The 21005-nt window shown below is 71.1% G+C and carries 12 protein-coding genes; 8 read left to right on the forward strand and 4 right to left on the reverse strand.

Translation table 11 applies throughout. The features are described 5' to 3' along the window. Positions 1–86 precede the first annotated feature (86 nt). The 3 genes from KBX63_RS19275 to KBX63_RS19285 all read right to left on the reverse strand — a co-directional run bounded on the left by KBX63_RS19275 (position 87) and on the right by KBX63_RS19285 (position 3407). Entirely contained in the window at positions 87–2120 is a 2034-nt protein-coding gene (locus KBX63_RS19275) for a hypothetical protein (RefSeq protein ID WP_210912624.1), read from the reverse strand. Positions 2121–2484: 364 nt separating this feature from the next. Next, positions 2485–3162 (reverse strand): hypothetical protein, encoded by a 678-nt coding sequence (locus KBX63_RS19280; protein ID WP_210912626.1) that lies wholly within the window; start codon positions 3160–3162, stop codon positions 2485–2487. Positions 3163–3242: 80 nt separating this feature from the next. Then, positions 3243–3407, reverse strand: coding sequence for a hypothetical protein (locus KBX63_RS19285; RefSeq protein ID WP_210912628.1), 165 nt, complete (start codon positions 3405–3407; stop codon positions 3243–3245). Positions 3408–3587: 180 nt separating this feature from the next. Here KBX63_RS19285 and KBX63_RS19290 point away from each other — a divergent pair, with 180 nt between their 5' ends. From KBX63_RS19290 to KBX63_RS19305, 4 genes are all read left to right on the forward strand, one after another. Next, positions 3588–6815, forward strand: coding sequence for a DUF2961 domain-containing protein (locus KBX63_RS19290; RefSeq protein WP_210912629.1), 3228 nt, complete (start codon positions 3588–3590; stop codon positions 6813–6815). Positions 6816–6817: 2 nt separating this feature from the next. After that, on the forward strand, positions 6818–8944 hold the full coding sequence (locus KBX63_RS19295) for a family 43 glycosylhydrolase (protein WP_210912630.1): 2127 nt from the start codon (positions 6818–6820) through the stop codon (positions 8942–8944). A 205-nt stretch (positions 8945–9149) separates the two neighbouring features. Continuing rightward, positions 9150–10688: an FGGY-family carbohydrate kinase gene (locus KBX63_RS19300; protein WP_210912631.1), complete on the forward strand. Its 1539-nt coding sequence runs from the start codon at positions 9150–9152 to the stop codon at positions 10686–10688. After that, positions 10685–12319 (forward strand): fucose isomerase, encoded by a 1635-nt coding sequence (locus KBX63_RS19305; RefSeq protein ID WP_210912632.1) that lies wholly within the window; start codon positions 10685–10687, stop codon positions 12317–12319. The genes KBX63_RS19300 and KBX63_RS19305 overlap by 4 nt, the downstream gene beginning before the upstream one ends. A gap of 203 nt (positions 12320–12522) precedes the next feature. Here the strand turns inward: KBX63_RS19305 and KBX63_RS19310 are convergent, their stop codons facing one another. After that, positions 12523–13521, reverse strand: coding sequence for a LacI family DNA-binding transcriptional regulator (locus KBX63_RS19310; RefSeq protein ID WP_210912633.1), 999 nt, complete (start codon positions 13519–13521; stop codon positions 12523–12525). 522 nt (positions 13522–14043) lie between these two features. Here KBX63_RS19310 and KBX63_RS19315 point away from each other — a divergent pair. From KBX63_RS19315 to KBX63_RS19330, 4 genes are all read left to right on the forward strand, one after another. Further along, on the forward strand, positions 14044–17295 hold the full coding sequence (locus KBX63_RS19315; RefSeq protein ID WP_210912634.1) for a DUF2961 domain-containing protein: 3252 nt from the start codon (positions 14044–14046) through the stop codon (positions 17293–17295). An 82-nt stretch (positions 17296–17377) separates the two neighbouring features. Further along, positions 17378–18916, forward strand: coding sequence for a sugar ABC transporter ATP-binding protein (locus tag KBX63_RS19320; protein WP_210912636.1), 1539 nt, complete (start codon positions 17378–17380; stop codon positions 18914–18916). Then, the gene (locus tag KBX63_RS19325) at positions 18913–19977 is read left to right on the forward strand and encodes an ABC transporter permease (RefSeq protein ID WP_210912637.1); all 1065 of its coding nucleotides are present in this window, start codon (positions 18913–18915) and stop codon (positions 19975–19977) included. The genes KBX63_RS19320 and KBX63_RS19325 overlap by 4 nt, the downstream gene beginning before the upstream one ends. A gap of 23 nt (positions 19978–20000) precedes the next feature. Next, positions 20001–21005, forward strand: coding sequence for a substrate-binding domain-containing protein (locus KBX63_RS19330; RefSeq protein ID WP_210912639.1), 1005 nt, complete (start codon positions 20001–20003; stop codon positions 21003–21005).

Consider the following 21005-nt stretch of genomic DNA (forward strand, 5'->3'; position numbering starts at 1 on the left):
CTCCCAGGGGCGCTAACGGCCCCGCCGCTGCCGGACCACCCGGCGCCTGACGCACCTTCCGAACCTACGGCGGGCCGGTGACCGAGTCAGGGGCAGGGCCCTCCCGCGCAGACGTCGATGACCTTGCCGGTGAGCAGGAACGTCGCCTTCTGCTCCTGGGCTCCGGGCTGGGCGCGCGGGAACTCGTGCGAATCGTCGCCGTACTCCGGGCCGGCCGGGGCGAGGTTCGTCGTCGGCGGCGCGTACGCCGCACCGCTGTTCCAGATCACGATCGCCGAGCCGGTGTACGGGTACGCCCGGATCGGTTTGATACCCCAGTACGGCTTCACGTCGAGTGACCAGCCGTCGGCGACGGCGGGTGTGTGCAGGCGGGCACCGATGGTGCGCGCCTGGACCTCGGCCGCGGCGGGGGAGACCTGGTGGTCGGCGAAGGCCACGTGCATCAGCACCTGATGCGCCGGGGTGCCCGGCAACGGGTTGTCGGTCATGTGCTGGGCGTACCCGTTGGCCTCGGACCGGTCCCAGAGCATCTGCAGCAGTGCGAAGATCAGCTGCTGGTCGACCTTGTCCGGGTAGTACCCGTCCATGATCGATTGGAAGGGGGCGAAGTCCACGCTGCGCTGCAGCAGCGTGGAGTAGTTCATCGCCGGCACGCCGAGGACCGACCGGGTCCAGTCCTGGGCGATGGCGGTGAGCGCGCCGCCGTTGATGCCTCCCTGGCTGTTGCCGTCGTAGTGCAGCCCGCCGGCCACGTCGATCAGCGGTTGCCCGTCGGTGTCCCGGAACGCCGGGTCGGCGGCGAACCCGTCCGGGTGGATCATCGCCCGGCCCAGGAAGAGGAAGTTCAGGAAGCTCTGCTGCAGCCGGTCCGCCACTGCGGGGAAGGCGCTGAGGTCGGCGAAGGCGCCAGCCACGTACGGGACGTCGGCGGCGGCCATGCCGATCCAACTGGTCGCGCAGAAGGTGAAGTCGTACGTGGCCGACATGGTCTTGACGTTGCCGGCGTTGATCTCGGTCGGTCTGCCCAGCAGGCCGTGGCCGTAGAGCGACAGGTGTGCCGGATCGGCGGCGGAGGCGCTGCGCGGAATGTTGCAGACGAAGTCCGCACGCAGCGTCGCGCCCGACGGCGTGGGCAGGGAATCCGCCGCCGGTGCTGTCCCGTCGCCGCCGGCCGGCCCGTAGTGCAGCCGCGAACCGGGATCGCCGCTGCCGTTCAGATAGGACGGTACGCCGATGGTGCCGGTCACCTGCCGGGCGATCCGCGCATCCTGCTCGGGCGGGTGGTCGGTCACCTGGGTGACGGTGAACGACGGCGCCGCCGCGCCCAGGGTGGCGAAGGCGCCGTCGCGGATCGCCAGCATCCGCCCGGTCAGACCCTGCTGGCTGGCCACCGTGAAGTCCCAGGCCAGGTAGAGGCTGTGCCGCTTGACGCCGGCCCTGGTCAGGTCGGAGAGGATCCGCTTGATCTGCGGGGTGCGGCGGTCCCGGGGGCCGAGGCCGGCGCCGGTGACGTACTTCCGGAACGCTGCCGGCGCCGGGATCAGCTCCCTGCTCCGGTCGCGCATGCCACGCAGGCCCACGACGTAGCGGGTGCCCTCGGTCAGCGCCACCGCCGGCCGGATGATCAGCAGCTGCCGGTCGGGCTGGCCGGCGGCGTGCGCGTCCAGCTCCGCCCAGTACGGCGTGCGCTTGCCGGTCCGGGTGTTGAGCAGCACGATCGGCGCGTCCGGCGCCAGCGAGCGGCCGATGTCGGTGACCGGAGCGATCCCCGTCGCCGCGGCGTCCAGGCCGGGCACGCGCACCAGGATCGGCGAGCCGGGGCTGAAGCCGTCCTGTCGGTTCCATTCGGCCGGGTCGATCGGAGTGCCGTGCACGTTGGCGGGCATCGAGGAGGCCGCAAGTCGCACCCGCTTGCCGGTGCGGCTGGCTCGATCGGGCACGGTGAAGTAGTCGTTCGGGAACGGCAGCAGGCACGCGGTCGGGTCGATCGGGTCGCAGGCGCCATTGGCCGGTTGCAACGGCACCGCGGGCGGTGCGGCGGCGGCGGCCGTGCCGAGCAGAACGGCACCGGCAGTCACCAGCACGGACACGGCGAGACGGAGCCGTACGCGGGTGGTCACACGCATCTCCTTGGACGGTGGACGGAGTGGACGGACCCATGGAGCCGAGGGTGGGGCGTGGTGTTCTTCCTACGCCGCACGGGCGAGCGCGGCAAGGGCGGGTCGTGACCAGCCCGGGTCGGCTCGACCGTGCTGTGGGCGAGGTGCTCGTACCGGCTTCGTGTCAGGGGCCTCATTCGACGTCTGGCGATGCGCAGAGTGCAGCGGAGCGCAAGATCGGGGGAGCAGGCCCGCGCGCAACGCAGGATGGCGGCGGGCACCGCGCCACCAGGGTCCGTCCACTCCGGTACGGACGCCGCCATAACAGCGATCTCGGCCGCCACTGCGACATCCCCGTGCGGCTAGCCCATACCTACCGTTGCTTCTAGCCCGGTCGGCGGGCCATGACGAGGGGTCGGAGCTTGGCCGTGAGTTCCTCGTTGAGCACTAGTTGGTAGTGGGCCCCACCCGCCGCGCCGTAGACGACTGCCGGACAGGAGTTCACTCTGCCCGGCAACGTGAAGCGGCTGACCTGCTTACCGGTCTTGGCTTCGAATATCCGGTAGATGAAGCGCGCCGACCGCAGCTCGGCGGTCTTCTTTCCGCCGGTGCTGGTGTTGTAGGTACAGGTCTCGACCTTCTTGCTCTGGTAGTCGTCGTCGAAGTACTCGCAGACGACAAGCTGGGTGTACTGCTCCGGGTACATGCCCGGATGCCACTGCGCCTGCCACTCGCCGGGCAGCTCGGATTCGAGCTCACCGGAGGCATACGGGTGCATGACGAAGAGCGCCGTCAGGTGGATGGGAGCCCCGGCGTAGGCGGGACCGTCCGGGTTGTAGGGACGCACCGCTCGCGGGTTGAAGGCCGAGCCGCCGCACGCCTCCTCGCCCGTTCTGATGGTCGGGCGCGGTGGCGGCCAGGTCGGGCTGGCTGCTGTCGACGCGGACGGCACCGGCGTTGTCGAGGTCGGTGACGGGTCGGGTTCGCCAGTGCACGCGGTGAGCCCGCACAGGGCGCCGGCGATCACGGCCAGGAGTCGTGTCAACCGCCGAGAACCGGTCACGCCCGCCCCCATCGTCCTGCTGTCGGCCCTACCGGAGCATCCATCGGTGCTCGGGTCAAGTCTGCTGGGTCTCGACGATGTTACCGGCGGTACCGGTCGGCGAAGGCCGACGATGTAGCGATCACCGACTGGAGGGCGGTCACCGCCTCGGCCTGGGGCACGCCCGCGGCGGCGAACGTGTCGAGGACGCCGCCGATGAACGTGAGCCCGGCGGGACGCGGAGGGACGGCCGATGCTTCCTGCATCCCTCGAAACCGGGCGGGCAAGTATTGACAAGTATCGAAGGCGGCAGTTTACTGCTGGCCGAGCAATCGATTTCTGTCGCGCCCCGGGCGGCACACCCGAAGGGACACCAATGAGGCTCCGTACCCCCCCGCTGGCTCGGTGCCGCCGCCGCGGCGCTGCTGGCCACGACCGCACCCGCTGTGGCCACCGCCACCCCGCCGGCCGCCGCCGCGCCCGGCGCGGCCGGTGTGACCGTCCTCGCGGCCGCCGACGACAAGGGCCCGATCGGCTGGGACGCCTATCGCCGCCTGGACCGGCTCCCCGAGCTGGCCGCCGGCACCCGTACCCGACAGTTCTCCAGCTTCGGCCGCGACGGATCCAACGACGACGGGTTCGTCGGCACCTACTCGTGCCTGCGCCAGGCCAGCGGCTGCCTCATCGCCGAGGACCGTGGCCCGGGCGAGGTGCAGTCGATCTGGTTCACCCGCGACGGCGGTAACGTCAGCGCCACCGGTTGGATCCGCATCGAGCTCGACGGGGCCACCGTCGTTGACACCGGGCTGCAGAACCTCGTCAACGGCGGTCTCGGCAGTCCGTTCGTCGCCCCGCTGGTCAGCAACGCCGACCAGACCTCGGGCGGGGTCACCGTCAAGGTGCCGATGCCCTACCGCGACTCCATGCGGATCACCACCCAGAACAACCCGCTCTTCCACCACGTCACGTACCGCGAGTTCGCCGACCCGACCGGGATCTCCCGGTTCAACCCCGCCGATCCGGCGACCGACGTGCTGGACAAGCTGCGTGCCGCCGGAACCCGGGACCCGAAGCCGGCCCAGCCCAGCGCGACCACCGCCGGCGCCACGGTCACCGTCCCGGCCGGTGGGCAGGCCACCCTCGCCACCCTCACCGGACCGCGGGCGATCACCGCGCTGCGGCTGCGGGTGCCGGACGGCGCGGCGACCGAGCCGAACCTGTCCCGCCTGCGGCTGCGCATCACGTTCGACGGCCGGACAACCGTGGACAGCCCGGTCGGTGAGTTCTTCGGTGCAGGTCTCGGCGAGCGCGGCGTCCGCTCCCTGATGTTCGCCATGGACGCCACTCCCGGCGGCTGGTACAGCGCGTGGTGGCCGATGCCGTTCCGTTCCACCGCCACCGTCGCGCTGGCGAACACCACCGGCGCCGCTGTCAGCGGCGTCCAGGCCGAGGTGACCTCGGCACCGGGCACCCAGTGGACGGCGGCCCTCGCCGCAGACGGGGCCGCCGGTTACTTCACCACCCAGTCCCGTCGGGCGGAGACCGTCGGCGGCAGCGACTGGATCGTCGCCGACCAGGCCGGCCGCGGCCGGTTCGTCGGCGTCTCCCACACCATGCGCGGCCACATCACCGGTGGCAACACCCGCAACTACCTTGAAGGCGACGAGCGGGTGCACGTCGACGGCTCACCGACACCGCAGCTCTACGGCACCGGCACCGAGGACTTCTACGAGTCGGGGTGGTACTTCAACCGCGGCGCGTACAGCGGCGTCTTCACCGGCAACACCGCCCACCTCTTCCGCGCCGGCGGTTGCGTCGACGAGTGCGACGCAACCTACCGTCTGATGATCGGCGACGCCGTGTCGTACGCCAGCGCCCTGCGCTTCGGCATCGAGCACGGGCCGGCCAACGACATGCCGGCGAACTACGCCTCGACGGCGTTCCTCTACACCCAGCCCACCGTCGCGGTGCGCCGGACCGACACGCTGGTCACCGGCGACGCCGCCAGCCGGGCCGCCCACGGCTACACCGACGCGACGGCGACCCAGTACGCGCTCACCGCGCCGTTCGAGGGCGACGACGACAACGCCACGGTGAGCAGGCAGGTCCGCGCCACCACGGCCCCGGTCAGCTTCCGGGTCGCGGTGGACCCGGCCAACCAGGGCGTACGGATGCGTCGGCAGGGCGACCAGCTGAGCGGCTACCAGCAGGCAGCCGTGGCGGTGGACGGTGCACCGGCCGGCGTGTGGCTGCAACCCCTGGGCAACGGCCGGCAGCGCTGGTTGGCCGACGAGTTCGTGCTGCCGGCGTCGCTCACGGCAGGCCGCTCGACGGTCACCGTCACGCTGACCCCGGTCGCCGGCTCGCCCGCCTGGACCGCGGCCCGGTATCTCGCCGAGAGCATGGTGCCGCCGTTCGCCGACACCGCGGCACCCGGTGCGGTGGCCGGCGTGACGCTGGCCGGCGGGCGGGTGCACGCCCTGGGCCTGTCCTGGTCCGAGCCGTCCGACAACGTCGGGGTCTCCGGCTACCGGATCTACTCCTCGAGCGCGCCCGGCGTCGCGATCACGCCGGCCAACCTCGTCGGCACGTCGCGGACGACCGGGTTCCGGCACGGTCCGCTGCCGGCCAACCAGAACCGCCACTACCGGATCGTCGCCGTCGACGGCGCGGGCAACACCGGTGCCGCGTCGGCCGAGGTGTCGGCGACCACCCGACCGCGCGCCGCCAGCGACGTCGACGGAGACCGCCGCGACGACGCCGTGGTCTTCACCCGCGGCACCGCGGCCGACGTGTTCGCCTCGCTCTCCGACGGCGGCCGGTTCGTGCAGGACGGCTGGCTGTGGAACGACTCCTTCGCCCCGGGTGCGGAACTGCCCTTCACCGGGGACGTCAACGGCGACGGCCGAGCGGACGCCATCACATTCACCAGGGGTGACCTCGCCGACGTCTACGTCGGCCTCTCCACCGGGTCCGGATTCACCGGCGGGGCCAAGTGGCACGACTTCTTCGCCGTCGGCACGGAGATGCCGGCGGTCGGCGACGTCAACGGCGACGGTCTGACCGACATCGTCACCTTCACCCGGGGCGAGAACGCCGACGTCTACGTGGCCCTGTCAACCGGTTCCGGGTTCGGGCCCGGCATCAAGTGGCACGACCACTTCGCCCTCGGCACGGAGATGCCGGCGGTGGGCGACGTCAACGGCGACGGGCGCGACGACATCGTGACGTTCACCCGTGGCACCCCCGAGCAGGCGGACGTCTACGTCTCGCTCTCCGACGGCACCAGGTTCGCCGAGGAGGGCTGGAAGTGGCACGACCATTTCGCGGTCGGCAGCGAGCTGCCCGCGGTCGGCGACGTCAACGGCGACGGGCGTGACGACGTCGTGACGTTCACCGGGGGCACGGCGGGCGACGTGTTCGTGTCCCTCTCCGACGGCGGCCGTTTCGTGCAGGACCGCTGGAAGTGGCACGACCTGTTCGCCATCGGGACGGAGTTGCCGGGCGTCGGCGACTTCGACGGCGACGGACGAGCGGACGTCGTGACGTTCATCCGCGGCACCCCGGCGGACGTGTTCGTCTCGCTGTCCGACGGAGGGCGGTTCGTGCAGGCCACCTGGAAGTGGCATGACAACTTCGCGACCGGCAGCGAGCTGCCCAGGCCGAGCGTGTGACCATGCGCGCCCTCCGGATGTTCGGCGTTCTCGTGCTCGGGGCGGCGCTGCTGGCCGTCCCGGTGGGGCCGGCGGCCGCGGCCGACGAGCCGGTACGGGTGGAGGCGGAGTCGCTGCCCGTCATCTCGGCCACCGCACCGGTCGAGTCGCAGCCCGACTGCTGCGGGGTGACCTGGTCGGGCGGCAGGCAGCTCTGGCTGCGCGCCGCCCGGGCCGGTGACTCGGTGACCGTCACGCTGCCCTCGGTGCCCGCCGGTCAGTACGACATCGGGGGTGTGCTGACCCGGGCCCGCGACTACGGCACGCTGCGCTTCGCCGTCGACGGCGTGGCCGTCGGCCAGCTCTTCGACGGGTACGCGCCCACCGTGCAGCGCACCGGTGCCGTGCCGCTGGGCTCGGCGTCGCTCACGGCCGGCAGCCACCGGCTGACCGTGACGGTGACCGGTCGAGCCGCGTCCTCCGTCGGGTTTCTCGCCGGTCTCGACACGGTGACCCTGCGCCGAGTCGGTCCGCTGGCGGCCGTCACGACCACGCCGTACGAGGCAGTCGGCGAGACACCGGTGCGGGGCGCGCTGACGCGAGTCTACGACCCGAGCGTCGGCGAGCCGGTGTCCTGGTACTACAACGACCACACCATTGTGAAGAACCAGCAGACCGGCGTGTGGCACGTCTTCGCCATTACCCATCGAGAGCCGGCCGCGCCGCTGGACGAGACGCTCTTCGGCCACGCCACGGCATCGAGCCCGACCGGGCCGTGGACGAAGCAACCGCCCGCCCTGGTCGCCGATCCGGCGGCGGGCGAGCAGTGGATCTGGGCCCCGCACGTCGTCTACGACGCCGGCGTCTACTACATGTTCTACGCCGCCGGTAATCCGGACTTCGCCAACTACCGCATCCACCTGGCGACCTCGACCGACCTGTTCGTCTGGACCCGCAGCCCAGCCAACCCGTTGTTCACGGACGGCTGGGAGGGCCGCGACCCGATGGTTACGCGGCAGGGCGACCGCTGGGTCATGTACTACACCGCGACATCGAGCCCGACCGGCGGCAACCACGTCGTCGCCTACCGGACCAGCACAGACCTGCGGACCTGGAGCGCCCGCGCGGTCGCGTACTCGTCGCCGTTCACGGGGCAGGCCGGCGGGCAGACCGAGTCGCCCTTCGTGGTGCGCCGCGGTGACTGGTACTACCTCTTCGTCTGCTGCGACGGCACCGACTACGGCGCGGCCTACCGGCGGACGGCGGTCTACCGTAGTCGAGACCCACTGCGCTTCGAGGGCGCGGAGAGGGTCGCCGTGCTGGATGCGCACGCCGCTGAGGTCGTCGTGGACGGCGCGAACTGGTACCTGAGCCACGCCGGTTGGGGCCAGGGTGGGCTGTGGCTGGCGCCGCTGACCTGGTCGACGGGGGTGGTGGCCCGCGGCTACACGATGAGCACCGGATTTCTCCGCGCCGACGTGCGGACGTGGCCCAACACCCGGATCGCGTCGCTGGCGGTGGACCCTGCCGGGGGCGGCGCCTACCGCCCGGCGCTCGACTCGTCGCACCGCGGTACCGGGCCGTACCTTGCGATCGGCCGCTTCGACGTCACCGATCGGGCCGGTGCCCCGGCCAGGGTCGAGGTGTCGGCCGACGGCTCCCGGATCAACCTGGTCGGCATTCCGTTCGGCGACGAACCGGTCACCGCGGACTGGTTGCTGACGATCGCGCCGCGGTGGACCGGCCCGTCGTTGCAGAGCGACGTCACCTGGTCGGTCAACGGTTCGCCGACGGCGGGGGTGTGGGAGGCGGCCTTCAACGTCGACGGAGCGTTGCCGGCCGTCGGTGACCCAGCGGTGGAGGGGCGGCCCACCGGCGATGTGACCGGAATGCCACCGTGGACGATGACCACCGGCCCGGGCCTGTCAGTGGTCGCCGTGCACCGGTGGGCGTCGGCCTGGCGCGGCGACAACACCTGGTACGACGCCGGCCACGCGATGGCCGCCTGGCAGCTGTTGTGGCGCCCGGGCGGCACGTCGTGGGCGCCCGGGCAGTATCCCGGAGGTACGTGGCGTTTCACGGCGAGCGGGTCACGTCGGGACGCGAGCTTCGCCGACGGCGCCTACGCCGCGATCAACGCGACCCCGTGAGCCCAATCAGCGGCTGGCGGAGGCGGTCAGATGTCCCGCCGCTGCCGACGACCGGAGAAGCCTGACCGACTGGGCCGCGCGGCGCACAAGCCCCTTCCCAGGCCCGGGTCTGTGTCGACGGAGGTTCGGCCCGGCGCCGGCGACCGGAGAGAAAACGTGAGCGCTCGGCCTTGATTAGGAAATCGATTGCTGGAACAGTGGCGCCATGAAGGTCGCGGCTGTCCTCGGCGTTGACATCGGCACATCGAGCAGCAAGGGCGTGCTCGTCGACGGCGACGGCCGCGTCCTACGGTCGTCCACCCGGACGCATGTGGTGAGCAGGCCACGGCCTGGTTGGGTCGAGATGGACGCCGACGTCTGGTGGCAGGAGTTCGTCTCGCTCGCCGGCGACCTGCTGGCACCCGGCGACGCCGAGGTCGTCGCGGTCGGGGTGAGCGGCATGGGCCCGTGCGTACTGCTCACCGACGCCGCGAACGTCCCGCTCCGCCCGGCCATCCTGTACGGCGTCGACACCCGCTCGACCGATCAGATCGGCCGGCTCAACGAGCGGTTCGGCGCGGACGAGATCCTGCGTCGGTGCGGCTCGGCCCTGTCCAGTCAGGCGGCAGGCGCGAAGGTGGCCTGGGTCGCCGAGAACGAGCCGGACCTCTACCGGCGCGCCCGTCGGCTCTTCATGCCCAGTTCGTGGCTCGCCGTCAAGCTCACCGACGAGTACGTGCTGGACCACCACTCGGCGAGCCAGTGCACACCGCTGTACGACACCGAAGGCCAGGACTGGTACCACCCGTGGGCCGCCGAGATCACCCCCGGGTTGGACCTGCCTCCGCTGCGCTGGCCGGGCGACGTGGCAGGCCGGGTGACGGCGGAGGCGGCGGCGGTGACCGGACTGCCGCCGGGCGTCCCCGTGATCACCGGGACCATCGACGCCTGGTCGGAGGCGATCAGCGTCGGCGCTCAGGGCGTCGGCGACCTCATGCTGATGTACGGCACGACGATGTTCCTGGTCCACACGGTCGCCGCCCGGGTCACCGACCCGTCGTTGTGGGGGACCGTTGGCGCCCTGCCCGGGACCCGCAATCTCGCAGGTGGCCTGGCGACGTCCGGCGCGATCACGGCGTGGCTGCGCGAGCTGTTCGGCTCGCCGGACTATCCCGACCTGCTCCGCCTCGCCGAGGCCTCCGGTCCGGGCGCCCGAGGGCTGCTCATGCTGCCGTACTTCGCCGGTGAACGTACGCCGATCCTGGATCCGCAGGCCCGCGGCATCCTCGCCGGCCTCACCATCTCGCACGACCGGGGTGACCTCTACCGCGCCGCGCTCGAGGCGACCGGCCTCGGCGTACGCCACAACATCGAGACCATCGAGGCGAGCGGCGGTGACATCCGGCGCGTCGTCGCGGTCGGCGGGGGCACCCGGGGCGGGCTCTGGACGCAGATCGTCTCCGACGTCACCGGACGCGCCCAGGTGATCCCCGCGCAGACCATCGGCGCCAGCTACGGCGCGGCGTTCCTGGCCGCACAGACAGGGTGGACCGTCTCGATCGAGGCGTGGAACCCCGTCACCGAGGTCTGCGAGCCACGGGCCGAGTTCGCCGCCGACTACGACGAGCTGTACGGGCTGTATCGCGAGCTGTACACGAGTTCCAAGCGGGTCGCTCACGCGCTCGCCGCACGTCAGGTCCGTTTCCTGGCCGCCGCTCGGACGGATGCCAGTGCAGAGCAACGCACCGAAGGAGTCACCCCATGACCAGTTACACGCTGCCCGTGCCCGCCAACCCGCCGTCGGCGGCACCCGGCACCGTCTACACGGTTGCCAGCGGCGATCTCCGGCTCAGCGCGAACGTCACTTGCTGGCCCACCCAGCAGCGACTGGAGGCCGACCTCACCGCGGCGGTCAACGCGCTCGGCTGGAAGGTCGAGCGCGGGCACGGCGTCGATCCGGGCAAGGGACACGGCTTCATCGACAGCCAGCGCGCGGGCATCGAGGTCTTCAAGCAGATCCCCGCCGACGCGGCACTGATCGTGGTCGAGGCCGTCTGGCAGTACAGCCACCACGTCCTGGCCGGGCTGCGGAGCCACCGGGGGCCGATCCTCATCGTGGCGAACTGGAGCGGCGAGTTCCCCGGCCTGGTCGGCCTGCTCAACCTCACCGCGAGCCTCACCAAGGCCGGCGTCCCGCACTCCGCGCTGTGGAGCCGCGACTTCACCGACGAGTGGGCGATGGGCGGGCTGCGGACGTGGCTCGAGACCGGCCAGCTGCGCCACGACACCAGCCACGTACGTGACCTGCCCGCCCTGCCCGACGACCCGGAGGTCGCGCTGGGCCGGTCGCTGGCCGGCCAGCTCGCGACGGAGAAGGCCATCATCGGCGTCTTCGATGAGGGGTGCATGGGGATGTACAACGCGATCTTCGACGACGAGCTGATCAATCCGCTCGGCATCTACAAGGAGCGGCTGTCGCAGAGCGCGCTGGTCGCCGAGATGGCACGCGTCTCCGACGAGGAGGCCCGGGCGGTCCGCCGGTGGCTGGACGACGTCGGGATGACCTTCCACGTGGGCACCGACGAGGCCACCGAGCTGACCGAGGCGCAGCTGCTCAGCCAGTTCAAGATGTACGTCGCCGCCCTGCGCATCTCCGACGACTACGGCCTGGACGCGGTGGGCATCCAGTACCAGCAGGGCCTGAAGGACGTCGTTCCGGCCAGCGACCTCGCAGAGGGTCTGCTGAACAATGTCCAGCGGCCACCGGTGCTCAGCCGCGACGGGAGCCGCGAGCTGTACCCGGGGGCGCCGTTGCCGCACTTCAACGAGGTCGACGAGGGTGTGGCGGTCGACTCGCTCGTCACCAACCGGATCTGGACGGCGATGGGCCTTGACCCGGCGACGACGCTGCACGACATCCGGTGGGGCGAGCGGTACGGCGACGACTTCGTCTGGGTGTTCGAGATCTCCGGTTCGGTGCCGGCGTCACACAACGGTGGCTACGACAGGTCGTACAGCATGCGCCAGCCGCCGATGTTCTTCCCGCTGGGCGGGGGCACCCTGAGCGGGGTGTCGAAGCCGGGGGAGATCGTCTGGTCCCGGGTGTTCATCATGGACGGCGCGCTGCACCTGGACCTGGGCCGCGGCACCGTCGTCGAGCTGCCGGCCGACGAGACCCAGCGCCGGTTGGACGCCACCACCCCGCAGTGGCCGATCATGCACGCCGTCCTGCACGGGGTCGGCCGGGACCAGCTGATGGCGCGGCACAAGGCCAACCACGTCAACGTCGCCTACGCGCCGGATGCGGCGACCGCCGACAAGGCGCTGCGGGTGAAGGCGGCCATGTTCGCCGAACTCGGCGTCCGGGTGCACCTGTGCGGTGAGGTCAACCTCTGACGGCTCAGGCCGGTCGATCCTGCACGGCTGCGGGTGATTCACCTGAGTGATCGCCGGCCCTGGCGCCGGCGCTGCGGATCGGAGCCGGTGGAACACGGACGGGGAGCCTGACGGTGTACCGGGGCAGGCTCCCCGGCCTCCACCGCGGGCGGCCCGGCCACCGGCTCCGACAGCGTCGGCAGTGGGCTCGCCGGCCACGAGGGTCAGCTCGGGCGGCTGGAGCTTTCGCGTACCTGGAGGCCTGTGCTGAGGGTGACGGTCGACGGCGGTCGCGTCGGGTTGGCGATCCGTTCGGTGAGCAGCACCGCGGCTGCCCGCCCCAGGTCGTACGTCGGCTGGGAGACGGTGCTCAGCGATGGTCTGACCAGGTGGGCCCAGGGTATGTCGTCGAACCCGACCACTCCGAACTCGGCCGGCACCCTGACCCCGCGGTCGACGAGGCACTCGACGGCGCCGACGGTCATCAGGTTGTTCGTCGCGAAGACGCTGTCGGGCGGGTTGTCGCTGTCGAGCAGCGAGGCCATGGCCAGGTAGCCACCCTCTTCGCGGAAGTCCGCGTACCGCACCAGATTGTCGGTCGCCTCCCGCCCGTGCGACCGCAACGCGCGCTGGTAGCCGCGGAGCCGCTGGGCGGCGGTGGAGATCCGGCGTGGACCGGTGATGCAGGCGACCCGCTGGTAGCCGTTGTCGAGCAGGTGGGTGGTGGCCAGCTCGGCCCCGTGCACGTTGTCGACGAGCACGGTGTCGATGTTGATGCCGCGCAGTTGGCGGTCGATGGCCACGACCGGGATGCGCGCCTCGACGAGCCGGTTGATGACGGTCGGACGGCCCGACGTGGAGATGATGACACCCGCCATCCGCTCGGCCAGGGCCGCGGCGATGTACCGGGACTCCTTCTCCGGATCCTCGTCGCTGTTGCACAGGACCACCGAGTAGCCGGCGCCCTGCGCGACGTCTTCGACCCCTCGCACCATCGAGGTGAAGAAGGGGTTTCCGATGTCGGAGATGATGACCGCCCAGAGGCTGGTCTGACTCAGGCGCAGGTTGCGGGCGACGGCGTTGGGGCGGTAGTCGAGGTCCTGCATCGCCTGCTGCACCCGCGCGGCCATCACCGGGTCGACCGTGGTCCGCCCGTTCAGCACCCGCGACACCGTGGCGGGCGAGACCTGAGCCTGCCGCGCCACGTCATAGATCGTCGCCATTCGCCTCCGTTCGCTCGACTCTCCTTGTGCTGTGCTTCGGCGCGGCTACCCGGCGCGCTCCGGTGCCGGAAACCGGCATCCTACGGGTGGGTAGTGACGGAACCGTGACCGGTGTTTCGCGCCGGTGTCCGGCGCGGGTGCGGCCGACAGGGCCTGCCGCGGTCAACCGTGGACGGTGAGCCGCAGGGCATCACCCCGAACTACCACCGCCTCGGCGTTCAACGTCACGAGAATACGCCCCTCCCGGTACGAGCAGTCCGCCGTCGAGCAGTTCCGTCACGAGGTCGGCGAGAGCCGCCACAGCGGCTGCGGCACGCTCACGCGAGCGGAGAAATCGTTTGCTCGGTTCTGCTCGAGGACGATAAAAGCGGGCTGGGTCGCTGTCAACAGCGTCACGCGTCGGCGGCGATCGAGGATTGACCGCCGCGTGGAGGCGTGCCTACCCTGTCGCTGTTGCAGCGAGAAATCGATTCCTTCGCACCGCCTCGCAACCCGCCCCACCCACCGACGTGGAAGGCGCTCATGACACCCATCACCCAGGCACCACGCACCTCCGCCCGCCGGCTGCTGCGTGCCGCGTTCACCGCGGCGCTGCTGGCCGGAACCGCCCTGGTCGGCCCGGCCGGGCCGGCCTCCGCCGCCCCCACCCCCTCCGACAACGGTCCCACCGGATGGGACGTCTACCGCAGGCTCGATCGGCTCGCCGAACTTCCCGACGGCCCCCGGGCCTACCAGTTCTCCAGCTTCGACCGCAGCGGCGGCAACGACGACGGCTTCTCCGGCCAGTACTCGTGCCTGCGCACCGGCGCCGACGGCTGCGTCCTGGCCGAGGCCACCGGCGCCGGTGAGATCGACTCGATCTGGTTCACCCGCGACGAGGGCAATGTCTCCGCCACCGGCACCATCAAGGTGGTCCTCGACGGTGTGACCGTGCTCGACGCTCCGCTCCAGGACGTGGTGGACGGCAAACTCGGCGCGCCCTTCGTCTACCCGGTGGTCGCCAACGCGGCGCAGAGCTCCGGCGGCGTCTACATCAAGGCGCCCATGACCTACCGCAGCTCCATGCGGGTGACCACCGAGAAGAACCCGGTCTTCTACCACGTCACCTACCGCAAGTTCACCACCGCCGACGGGGTGCGCACCTTCGACCCCTCGGACCGCGCGTTGGACGTCATCGACCAGCTCAAGGCCGCCGGCACCCGTGACCCGAAGCGTCCGGAAGCGGGCGCGACGACCGCCGACCGGAAGTTCAGCGTCCCCGCCAAGGGCGCGGTGACCCTCGCCAGCGGCGTCGGCCCCGGCGCTGTCAACGCACTTGAACTGCGGATCCCGCAACTCGTCGGGCCGCCGGCGCCGGTGGCCGATGACGGCCGCGCCTACGGGCCCGGCGGCGGCAGCGAGTTCCGGGTGACCGTGGACCCGGCCAACACCGGGGTGCGGCTGACCCGCCGGCTGGACCCGCACATCGGGCACCAGCGGGCGCAGATCATGGTGGACGGCGTACCGGTCGCCGAATGGCCGGCCAACGACCCGGTGCCCTTCGGCACCTGGCTCGACCAGACCGTCGAGCTGCCGGCGAGCGCCACGGCCGGCAAGCCCACGATCACCGTCCGAAACCAGTTCGTCTCGTCCGACGTGGACGTCAACGAGTTCACGTACTGGGTCGACAGCCTGGTCGCCGGCACCGCCAAGCGGACCGACACCCTCGACCTCGGCCCGTCCCACGCCGACGCCGAGGCCGCCCACGGCTACCGCATCACCGCGCAGACCTGGCAGGGCAGCAACACGATGAGCTACCCGGCCGACGCCGACCGCAAGGCGGCCGTCGCGGCCTCCGACGCGGTGCTGCGCGACAGCCGGCTGCGCATCACGTTCGACGGCAGGACCACCGTGGACGCGCCACTCGGCGAGTTCTTCGGCACCGGCCTCGGACTGCACCCGGTGAAGTCGTTGATGTTCGGCGTGGACCCCGCGACCGGGACACTGTCGGCCTGGTGGCCGATGCCCTACCGGTCACGGTTCAGCATCGAGTTGCGCAACGGCTCCTCCGTGCCGATCACGTCGTCAGTGGCCTCCGTGACCACCGCACGCTCCGCCCGCTGGGCGCCGGCGCTGCGCCCGACCGGCACGGCCGGCTACTTCCGGGCCACCGCGGCGAGCGCCGACACCACCCCCGGCGCCGATCACCTCTTCCTCGACGTGGCCGGACGCGGAAAGTTCGTCGGCGTCACGCACACCATGGAGGGGCACATCCCCGCCGGCAACCAGCGCAACTATCTCGAGGGCGACGAGCGGGTCTACGTGGACGGCGCGCAGAGCCCGAGCATCCACGGCACCGGAACGGAGGACTTCTACGAGAGCGGCTGGTACTTCAACCACGGCACGTTCTCGGCGCCCACCAACGGCAACCCGGCCCACGAGGTCAGTGACTACGACTGCCGGTACGACTGCACGGGCGCGTTCCGACTGATGCTCGCCGAGGCGGTGTCGTTCTCCACCGACCTGCGGTTCGGCATCGAACACGGCCCGGGTGACCAGGATCCGGCCCGGTACGGCTCGACCGCCTACTGGTACGGGCAGGACACCGTCGGGCAGCGCTGGACCGACACCGTTGACGTCGGCGACCCCGCCAGCGAGTCGGCGCACGGCTACACCTCCGGTGGCGAGCGTCAGGTGCTCACCGCGACCTACGAGGGCGACGACGGCGCACCTCGGCCGGTCACCGACGACACTCGCGCCTCCGCCACGCCGGTCCGGTTCCGGATGGCCCTGGACCGGGACAACACCGGCGCGGTGCTGCGCCGGGTGGGGGACCAGTCCACCGGGTACCAGTCGGTGGCCGTGCAGGTCGACGGGCGCGACGCCGGCACCTGGTCGCAGCCGCTGGCCAACGGCTCGCACCGCTGGCTGGAGGACGAGTTCCGGCTTCCGCCCGCGCTCACCAGGGACAGGTCGGCGGTGACCGTCACGCTGACGCCGACCGCCGGCTCTCCGGCCTGGTCCGCGGCCCGGTACGCGGTGCTCAGCGAGGTCACCCCCTTCGTCGACCGGACCCGACCGGCGCAGGTTGCCGGGCTCACCGCCACGAGCGGCACGACGAACGCGGTGGCATTGACCTGGCGGCCGGCCGCCGACGATGTGTACGCGCCGAGCTACCAGGTGTTCGCCTCGCGGCAGGCCGGATTCACGCCCGGGCCGGACAACCGGGTGGGCGTCACGACCCGGCCCAGCTTCGAGCACAGCGGGCTGGGCCTGCGCGAAACCTGGTACTTCCGGGTACGCGCGGTGGACGCGGCCGGCAACCTCGGTGCCTACTCCGCACCGGCGTCGGCCACCACCGGCGAAACCCTGCGGATCGAAGCCGAATCGCTGCTGCCCGCGGTCTCGGCCGATGCTCCGGCGGAGGTGCAGGGCGACTGCTGCGGCATCCACTGGTCCCGCAGCGCGCAGTTGTGGTTCCGACCGGACGCGCCGAACCGGAGCGTGACCGTGGCGTTCGAGGTGCAGACGGCCGGCACCTACCAGCTGAGCCTGGTGCAGACGCTGGCCCGGGACTACGGCACCAACACGGTCGCGATCGACGGCACCCGGATCGGCGAGGCGTTCGACGCGTACCACTCGCCGGACGTGGTCGTCAGCGACCCGCTGGACTACGGCCAGCGGGAGCTGTCGGCGGGCCGGCACACGCTCACCCTCACGGTGACCGGCAAGGCCGCCGCATCGAGCGGTTACCTGGCTGGCCTCGACTACATCGAGGCTCGTCTAACGTCGTGACCCGGTCGGAGTCGGAGGCCCGGACCAGGGCCTCCGACTCCGTCCGACCCCCAGATCCCGCAGACGAGCCACGAGGTGCCGTATGACAGATCGGCCGCTGGTCCGGATGACCGGCATCGGCAAGCGGTTCGGCGGCGTGCACGCCTGCCGAGACATCGACCTCACCGTGACCGCCGGTGAGGTGCACGCGCTGCTCGGCGAGAACGGGGCCGGCAAGTCCACGCTGATCAACGTGCTCTCCGGGGTGATCACCGAGCACGACGGCACGATCGAGGTGGACGGGGAGTCGGTGAGCTTCGCCGGCCCGGCCGATGCCCAACGCGCTGGTATCGCGACCATCCACCAGGAGTTGGACCTGGTGGCCGGGCTGTCCATCGCGGAGAACATGTTCCTCGGGCGCGAGCCGCGCACCCGCCTCGGCACCGTCGACATCCGGAGGATGCGCCGGCAGGCCGAGGCGCACCTGCGGACGCTCGGCGCAGACCTGGACCCGCGCCGGCTCGTGGGGTCGCTGCGCGTCGGCGAGCAACAGCTGGTCGAGATCGGTCGGGCACTGTCGCTGCGCGCGCGAGTCCTGATCATGGATGAACCGACCGCGGCGCTGGCCGACGCCGAGGTTGAACGGCTCTTCGCGACGATCACCGAGCTGCGGCGGGCCGGAGTCGGCATCGTCTACATCTCGCACCGGATGGCGGAGATCGAGCTCATCGCCGACCGGGTGACCGTGCTGCGCAACGGCACCGTCGCCGGCACCGTCGACCCGCGGGCCGCCTCCCGGGACGACATCATCCAGCTCATGGTCGGCCGGTCGGTCGACGCGCTCTTCGGCGAGGGCCGCAACGAACCCGGTGACGTGCTACTCGACGTACGCGGGCTCGCCGTGACGCCTCGCCGGCCGGTGCCCGGCCGGACCGAGCCGGCCGGCGTGGATCTCACCGTGCGCTCCGGAGAGATCGTCGGCCTCGCCGGGTTGATGGGCGCCGGGCGTACCGAACTGCTGGAGACGTTGTTCGGCGCGGGGGGCTCCGGCCGGCGCGCCGGCCAGGTGACGATTGGCGACCGGCCGTACCGCCCGGGCGGCCCCCGGGCGGCACTGGCGCGCGGGGTGGCCTTCGTCCCCGAGGACCGGCGCGGCGCGGGGCTGATGCTGGAGCACTCCGTGGCGGACAACGTCGTGCTCTCCGCGCTGTCGTCGCTGACCACGCTCGGGCTGGTGCGCCGTCCGCTGGTGCGCCGGACGGTGGCCGAACAGCTCACCACCCTGGCGGTGAAGGCGGCGTCACCGTCGATCCCCGTGGCGACGCTCTCCGGTGGCAACCAGCAGAAGATCGTGTTCGCGAAGCAACTGCTGATGCGACCGCGACTACTCCTGCTCGACGAGCCGACCCGGGGGGTGGACATCGGCGCCAAGGCCGAGATCTACCACCTGCTGCACCGGCTCGCCGACTCCGGCATGGCGATCCTGCTCGCCTCGTCGGAGCTGCCGGAGCTGCTGAGCCTCTGTGACCGGGTGGTCGTCCTGCACCGTGGTCGCACCGTGGCCGTGCTGCCCCGTGCCTCCGCCACCCAACAAGCCATCCTCGCCGCGGCCAACGGGGACGACGTCAAGGAGTCTCGATGAACCCGCCCAACCCCACCACCGTCGCCGCATCGCCGCCGGAGACACCGCCCCGCCGCCGGGCGATCCGACTGCCGAAGGACCGGCACGCGATCGTCGACAACTTCTTTCGGTTCCAGAGCCTGTTCGGGCTCGTCGCCGTCTTTCTGATCGCGATCGCCGTCTCGCCGTCCCGCAACGGCGAGAACGTCTTCCTCAGCTCCGGAAACCTCGCAAACATCGTCCGGGCGGTCTCGGAGATCGGCATCATCGCGGTCGGGATGACGTTCGTGATCCTGATCGGCGGCATCGACCTCTCCGTCGGGGCGGTGCTCGGGCTCGCCGCGGTCGGGTCGGCAACGTTGATGGTCGACAGCGGCCTGGGCATCGTGCCGACGGTCCTGATCGTGCTCTTCATCGGCACCGCGTTCGGGGCCACCCAGGGCGCGATCGTCGCCCGGCTCGGGATCCAGTCCTTCATCGTCACCCTGGCCGGCCTGCAAGCGGCTCGGGGCATCGCCCGGATGTGGTCCGGCGGGCTGGGCATCCCGATCGCCTACGGCGAGGGGCCGCAGGAGGCTCCCGAGGCGTTCTCGCTGCTGAGCGGCTCCATCAACGGAGTGCTGCCGGTACCGGCCCTGATCTTCCTCGCCATCGGCGTCGGCGCGCTATTGGTGCTGCGCAGCACCGCCTTCGCGCGGCACGTCTACGCGATCGGCGGCAACGAGAAGGCCGCCCGGCTCTCCGGTGTGCCCGTACGTCGCGTCCGGGTCACCGTCTTCGCGATCTCCGGCCTGCTCGCCGCACTGGCCGGGATCATCCACGCCGGTCAGCTCAACCAGGGCAGCCCGAACGACGGCGCCGGCTACGAACTGGACGCGATCGCGGCCGTGGTCATCGGCGGGACGAGTCTCGCCGGTGGCAGTGGATCCATGGGCGGCACGATCGCCGGCGCCCTGCTGCTCGGGATCCTGAACAACATCCTCGCCCTCAACAACATCGACGCGAACGTGCAGCTGGTCGTCAAGGGTCTGGTCATCGTTGCTGCCGCCGCGTTGCAGAGGCTCCGTCCCCGCATCGCCTGACCCACCACCACCTTGGAGGAAACATGCGCTACGCCCGAAGAGCCATCACGATTTTCGCGCTGGCCGCGCTCGCGGTCACCACGGGATGCAGTGTCGAGAAGGACGGCGGCGACGGTGGCACCGACGCCTCGGCCCAGTGCGGCAGCGGCAAGGAGTTCCTGATCGGCATGTCGCAGGCCAACAACGCCGAGCCGTACCGGCAGGTCATGAACGACGACGTGACCACCGCGGCGAAGTCCGTGCCCGGGTTCCAGGTCGTCGTCTCGGACGCGGCCCAGGACAACAGCAAGCAGGTCGCCGACGTGGAGAACTTCCTCTCCCAGGGGATCAACCTGCTGATCATTTCGCCGAACGAGGCGAAGCCGCTCACCGGCGTGGTGAAGAAGGCGTACGACCAGGGCACCCCGGTCATCGTGCTCGACCGCAAGGTCGAGGGTGACGCGTACACCGCGTTCATCGGCGGCGACAACGTGGCGATCGGCAAGGCGGCGGGCGAGTACTACGCCAAGACGCTGCTGCCGCAGGGCGGCAAGGTCGTCGAGATCTCCGGTCTGCCCGGATCCACCCCGGCCGCCGAGCGCGCTCAGGGCTTCCGAGAGGGCATCGCGAGCAACCCGAAGATCGAGATCGTTGCTACCCAGACCGCTGAGTGGCTGCGCGAGAAGGGGCAGAGCGTGATGGACGCGATGCTCAAGGCCCAGCCGGACATCGACGCCGTGTACGCGCACAACGACCCGATGGCGGAGGGTGCCTACCTCGCGGCGAAGGCCGCCGGCAAGGAGACGGCGATCAAGTTCACCGGGATCGACGCCCTCCCCGTCGCGTCCGGCGGCATCAAGGCGGTCGAGCAGGGTCGCCTGCAGGCGACGTTCCAGTACGCGACCGGCGGACGCGAGGCGATCGACCTGGCCAAGAAAATCCTGGTCGACTGCACGAAGGACGTACCGAAGTCGACCACCCTCGGCACGATGCAGATCACCAAGGACAACGCTGCTCAGGCCTACACCGAGCTCGGCGGCAAGCAGTAA

This window comes from Micromonospora sp. U21 (genome assembly GCF_018070045.1).
Classification (GTDB): domain Bacteria; phylum Actinomycetota; class Actinomycetes; order Mycobacteriales; family Micromonosporaceae; genus Micromonospora.